4 protein-coding genes are annotated in these 5,560 nt (G+C 44.1%); 1 reads left to right on the plus strand and 3 read right to left on the minus strand.

Features of this window, described 5'->3' with window-relative positions:
* On the minus strand, nucleotides 1-616 hold a 616-nt coding region (locus IH879_18830; GenBank protein ID MCH7676981.1), incomplete at its 3' end, for a hypothetical protein.
* Nucleotides 617-984: 368 nt separating this feature from the next.
* Here IH879_18830 and IH879_18835 point away from each other — a divergent pair.
* Nucleotides 985-2,160 carry an NADP-dependent malic enzyme gene (locus IH879_18835; protein ID MCH7676982.1) on the plus strand — a complete coding sequence of 392 codons (1,176 nt, stop codon included), beginning with the start codon at nucleotides 985-987 and terminating at the stop codon, nucleotides 2,158-2,160.
* Between the two features lie 136 nt (nucleotides 2,161-2,296).
* Here IH879_18835 and IH879_18840 read toward each other — a convergent pair whose 3' ends face one another.
* Together IH879_18840 and IH879_18845 are read right to left on the minus strand one after the other, a co-directional pair.
* The gene (locus IH879_18840; protein ID MCH7676983.1) at nucleotides 2,297-2,962 is read right to left on the minus strand and encodes a thermonuclease family protein; all 666 of its coding nucleotides are present in this window, start codon (nucleotides 2,960-2,962) and stop codon (nucleotides 2,297-2,299) included.
* Between the two features lie 168 nt (nucleotides 2,963-3,130).
* The gene (locus IH879_18845) at nucleotides 3,131-5,524 is read right to left on the minus strand and encodes a T9SS type A sorting domain-containing protein (GenBank protein ID MCH7676984.1); all 2,394 of its coding nucleotides are present in this window, start codon (nucleotides 5,522-5,524) and stop codon (nucleotides 3,131-3,133) included.
* Between the last annotated feature and the right edge of the window lie 36 nt (nucleotides 5,525-5,560).

Consider the following 5,560-nt stretch of genomic DNA (forward strand, 5'->3'; position numbering starts at 1 on the left):
TGCCGTCTTTTTCAATCACCAACCGTGCTTTGTTCAAATTGTCAATGACACCGGTTGCATGCAGCACCTCCGTACAGCTTAAGTAATACGGAACCGACGAGCGAAAATATTGATCATTTTCCCACGGCACCACCGGCCGCACCGCCTCAAGCGCCTCTTCAATGGAGAGTTTTCCCAGGCGCACGACCCGTGCGCCAACCGCGTCCCGGTATTTTTCTTTGGCGGAACGTACATAAACGCCATCCGGGAAAAGATAAACCAGCAATGGAAACCGGTGAAAGCCAATGTTGGGGTCATGATTACGGCGCCAGGGAAGGATGGGCAAATTTGTATGCCCGATGCGAAACATGGCCACCAGACGCGCCAAGCCAACGATGATCTCATGGCGCTCCATTTTTGGAATTTGCGCATGCAGCTCTTCGGCGGCTTGCTCAAATTCTTCCCGGGTGATCACGTGAAAAAGATTTGAGCGTTCCGTGGTGATGAGGTTTTGCAAATAGCGCACATCTTCCTGCCATTTTTGGGCGGTCATGGTGTTTTGGGGGAAACCTTGAGCGCTCAAGGCTAAAATAATTATTGAAAACACAAAAGTGTGAAGCAAAGAATTGCGTTTCATGACAGCTCCTTTTTTGAAGGTTTGTCTCTTTTTCTTGTCATGCCCGAAATTCTTTTAATCGGGCATCCATGTTTCTTTAAAAAACTGGATACCTGCTAGAAACATGCAGGTATGACATAACTGTGTTTTATTACTAATGGATTACTTTTTTAGACTGGATTTTTTCCGAAAAGTTGGCTTTTTTCTCTGTTCTTTGATTTAGAATTCTCTTGCATTTTAAGCAAATTTTGAAGAGTTTGTTTGTGGGTTGAGAAATGTTAGCCACGAAACACGAATTTTGTTTTAATAAAAAATCATCTCTAAATGATCCGTGAAAATCCGTGTTCATCCGTGGCTAAATACCTTATTAAGAAACAAACGGAGATAAAATGGATATTTATGAAGAGTCCACCCAACTGCACAAAAAACTTGGCGGAAAATTAGAAATCACCTCCAAATATAAAATCAAAGATCAACACGATTTATCCATGGTTTACACACCCGGCGTGGCGCAGGCCTGCCGCGATATTGCGGAAGACGAATCCAAAGCCTATGAGTTGACCATCAAAAGAAACACGGTCGCGATCGTTTCGGACGGTTCGGCGGTGCTTGGCCTGGGGAATATCGGGGCCAAAGGGGCCATCCCGGTGATGGAAGGCAAAGCCATGCTCTTCAAAGAATATGCCGACATTGATGCTTTCCCAATTTGCGTGAATACTCAAAATTCCTTTGAGATTATCAACCTGGTGAAAAATATCTCACCGGTTTTTGCCGGCGTGAATCTGGAGGATATCTCCGCACCGCGCTGCTTCGAGATTGAACAATCCTTGCAGGATATCGGCATCCCGGTCTTTCATGATGATCAACATGGTACGGCAATTGTGCTGCTTGCAGCCGTCATCAACTCCTGCAAGTTGACCGGAAAAGATTTGAGGGATTTAAAAATAGTCATCAGTGGTGCGGGTGCTGCCGGAACGGCGATTGCGGAGATTTTGCTCTGTATCGGCCATGATCCGAAAATCTGCGAATCGGTCAAAGAGATTCTAGTCTGTGATTCACGAGGGATTATCTCAGAAACCAGGGCGGACATTGCAGAAAATCAAACCAAATTGAAACTGGCTAAAATTACCAACCGGTCCGCTTCAATGGGGTCTCTTGCAGACGCTATGAAAGAGGCCGATGTTTTTATCGGTGTCAGCAAAGGCAATCTGGTGCAACCGGAAATGGTTAAAAGCATGAATGAAAAGCCCATCATTCTGGCGATGGCCAACCCCATTCCGGAAATCATGCCGGACGCCGCCAAAGCAGCCGGGGCGTTTATTGTCGGCACCGGCCGCAGTGATTTTCCGAATCAAGTGAACAACCTCTTAGCTTTCCCTGGAATATTTCGCGGCGCCATCGATGCCAGAGCTAAAAGAATTAATAACAAAATGAAAATCGAAGCGGCTTATGCCCTGGCCGGTTGCGTGGAGAATCCAACTGTGGATAAAATCTTACCGTCACCGTTGGATAAGTCGGTTGCAAAGAAGGTTGCCAAAGCGGTGAAGAAGGCTTATGAGGAGTAACTATTGGAGCTTCGGGTTTTAAAAAAATATTTAACACTGAAGGACACAGAAAAAAGATCGAAAATTATTGGCAGCTTTACATGCATTATTTAAAGTATTACATTTCACTGGCATTCAGTGTTTTTCGGTGTTAAAATTATTTTACGGCAGATTCAGGTTTCAACGGCTTGCAAACCGGACACGGCTTGTAATTCAATTTAGCCTTTCTTAAAATAATTGGTATTCTATTGCTCCCCATATCACGACAGCTCGCGCGATGATATTTTTCTCCGTTCCTGGCTAAATAAACAAAATAATTTTCGATATCAATATCACCTTTGCCCTGCAGATGGTTCTTTCTTTTAGAATTTACTTTCCTGGCCCAAATTCCTGCCTCTGCCTTTTTTGCTTTTTCCTCCAGGTCTAAAAAAACATTTTGATGGCGGGCGTTTTTCGGATGTACAGAGAACCGGGCGTACCCTTCCTCTATCAGCCGGGCATTTACAAAAATTGAATCAACGTAGGCATAAGCCAAAAGCCGTCCGTAACGATCCTTCATTTCAACATCAAATTCTAATCTGATTGCTTTGCCCTCGACAAGCTGTCTGTTTACCTCCATGGCCTGGAAGTATTTATCTCGCGGAACATGCACTCCGATATAACTGACTTTTGCTCCTGTGGTTAATTCGATTGTGTTACCATCGATGACACGCTTAACTTTCAGGTTATTGACAACAAGAACTTTTTGAGCGCTCCCTTCTCCAGGGATAAATGTTAGTAATGCCATGAGGAAAAGATAGAGAGACAAATTCAGGCAGTTCATGGTGGCCTCCGGGTGGAAATTTCGGATGAATATACGTTCTTGTCGCTTTTTTATGAATACCTGCATTGATTTGGAATTGCACATAAAAAAAGCCCCTCAATTTTCACGAGGGGCTGGTCAAAAAACTATTTATTAGATCGTTGCGATCGACTAAAAGTGTTTTCTTAATTACTTGATCAACAGCATTTTCCGGTGTTGAACAAAATCACCGGCTTGCAACCGGCTGACGTATAATCCGCTTGGCAACTGTTGTGCATGATCATCTTTTGCATCCCAGGTGAAGCTGTGGCTGCCGGCGCTCAATTTTTCTTGAAGCAGTTGACGAATCAACTGGCCTTTCATGTTATAAATGTTCAAAGTAACCTCGGAAGCCACACTTAAATCAAATTTGATCGTTGTCGAGGGATTGAAAGGATTGGGATAGTTTTGTTCCAATAGATCAAAAGCAGGTATTTCACTCGCCACAATTTCCACAGAAGTCAGATCCAGCTGCAGTCTAAAGTCAGAAACCATTTCTGTCCCGTAAGTTATATTTGTCGTTAAAGTATCTGGAAAATAACCTTCGGCCTCGACAATTACCGTAACCGCTTCTGCGGCGCCGGAACTTTCATCGGCCAGGTAGCGAAAGGTGTAGCGGCCGCCGCCAGGGACGAATTGCTCAAATCCTCTTTCAGTGGATTTGACCGTGATATTTTCTATGGGTTGATCTGTCATATCATCCAGCACATGGCCGGAGAGTACAGCCACGGGAAAGATTCGGGTGATACTTGTGTTCAAGGTCATGCGGCCATCGACTGAGCGCTCAAAATAATCTTCCCAGGTTCTGCGGAAGTTTGCGATCTTATCCAGTTCGTTTTGTGATGGGGTTGTTCCATTTTGGATGACAAGTATAAAGGCCTGCCTGAGGTCTTTGGGTGCATCTGCTTCAGCGGGAAGACGCGGCCCTTCGGCAGCGATGATATCGCCAATCGTTACATTAACAGCCGCTCCTTGAGCAAATGTATTAATAACTGGTGTTCCCTGGGCGCGGGCGGTGGAGTCGTTATTAGCAGAGCTGCTGACAAAAAATCTCGGACTGACCTCTTCCGGTGTTCTTAACCCCATGATGTATTCGTCGATTTCGCTAAAAAAATCGATCCGGGTGGGAGTTGTGTAATTGTTTCCGAAACTCAATTGCCAGTTTCCGCCTTCCAGGGATGAGTGATCGGAGTCAAAATAATAACTCCAGTGAGCATTTGAACGGCCAAGGATTAAATTACTGGTGTCGCCATTTGTATCGATGAAATTGACAAATGCACCCCAGCGGTGTCCGGCTTCCTGACCCATCAAAGTCAAGAAGTTATTTCCATCCGAAAAAAAACGATTTTCAGGATCAGTTGGCCAGACACTTAGTTGGTTCATATTACACCGGCTCTCAAGGACTCCATTGCTGCCAAAAAAAGAGCTGAAATCAAACGTGCCGATACCAATTCCTTCGACAACATTTTTTATATTAAACTCGTTGGCAAACCCAAACATAGTCTGAGTGAAATTAGTAAAGAAAATAATCTGAAAAAAACTGTCAGGGTAAGTTTGGTAAAACCTGTTCGTTAAGGCGGTCTCGTTGACAAGCGGGTTTAGAATATTAAAGTATTCTTCAAATATTCCGGCGTCGGCAGGTCCTGTGAAACGGACATCATCGGAAAAGCTGATCATTTCCAGGTTCGGCATGCCACCGGGATGAATACCAAAAGTGATCGGAGTGTTGTTATCGGGATCATTAACGCTTGTAATACCATTGAACGAAACATCGATAGAACCGTCAGTATTTAATGCCAACTGTACTGTATTTATTCTGCTTGTGCCAAACTCCGGGAGTTTGTTCCAGGTGATGGTCAGCTTATCTGCCTCAGATTTTGCGAACACACCCCCGTCAGCTGGCGCACCCGGTTCCGCCGGATTTAAATCCATGAAGTAAGCCGCAATTTTAGGGAGGTTATTAAAAAAGTCATTGTTGTCAAAAAATAAAGGCGGAGGTGTATTAATATCTCCGCCAAAACTAACAATGCCATTTGCATTTACGTGCACATCTGTCCAACTTACACCATAGTAATCAAATGTAAACGGTATGTCAACCGTTGTGTTTGTATCATCTCCTAAATTCAGATTAGTGCCTAGGTCGGCATCAAAAACAAATGTAATATTGGTTACATCGTACCCGCCAAGGGTATTTGGCGCAAAGTGAAAAGTCTGCATATCTGTGTCAAAGAGGTTAACACCGCTTGTCAGAAGAGTGCCGTCGTCTTCAGCCACCCAGACATCATCAAAAACGAAATCAGTTGCCGTTAACTTCCCTCCAGACTTTTGCAGGCTCTTCAATTTAGCCTGGTATTGGTAGTGACGCCACAAAATTTCCTTTTCCGAGCCTTTGTAAGTGCCACATACAAATTCATTTGATGAGGCTGAGAGTTCGCTGCGGATTTTAGGTTTAATTGGGTTGCCCTTTGCTTTAATAACTGCGGCGGAAAACAAGATTACTAAAGAACAAATGGCAAGCTGTGTTAACGTGTGTCTAAGACGCATACTTTCATCCATTGTTTAGATAATTCACAAACCTGC

It is taken from the genome of candidate division KSB1 bacterium (assembly GCA_022562085.1).
In the GTDB taxonomy this organism is placed as follows: domain Bacteria; phylum Zhuqueibacterota; class Zhuqueibacteria; order Oceanimicrobiales; family Oceanimicrobiaceae; genus Oceanimicrobium.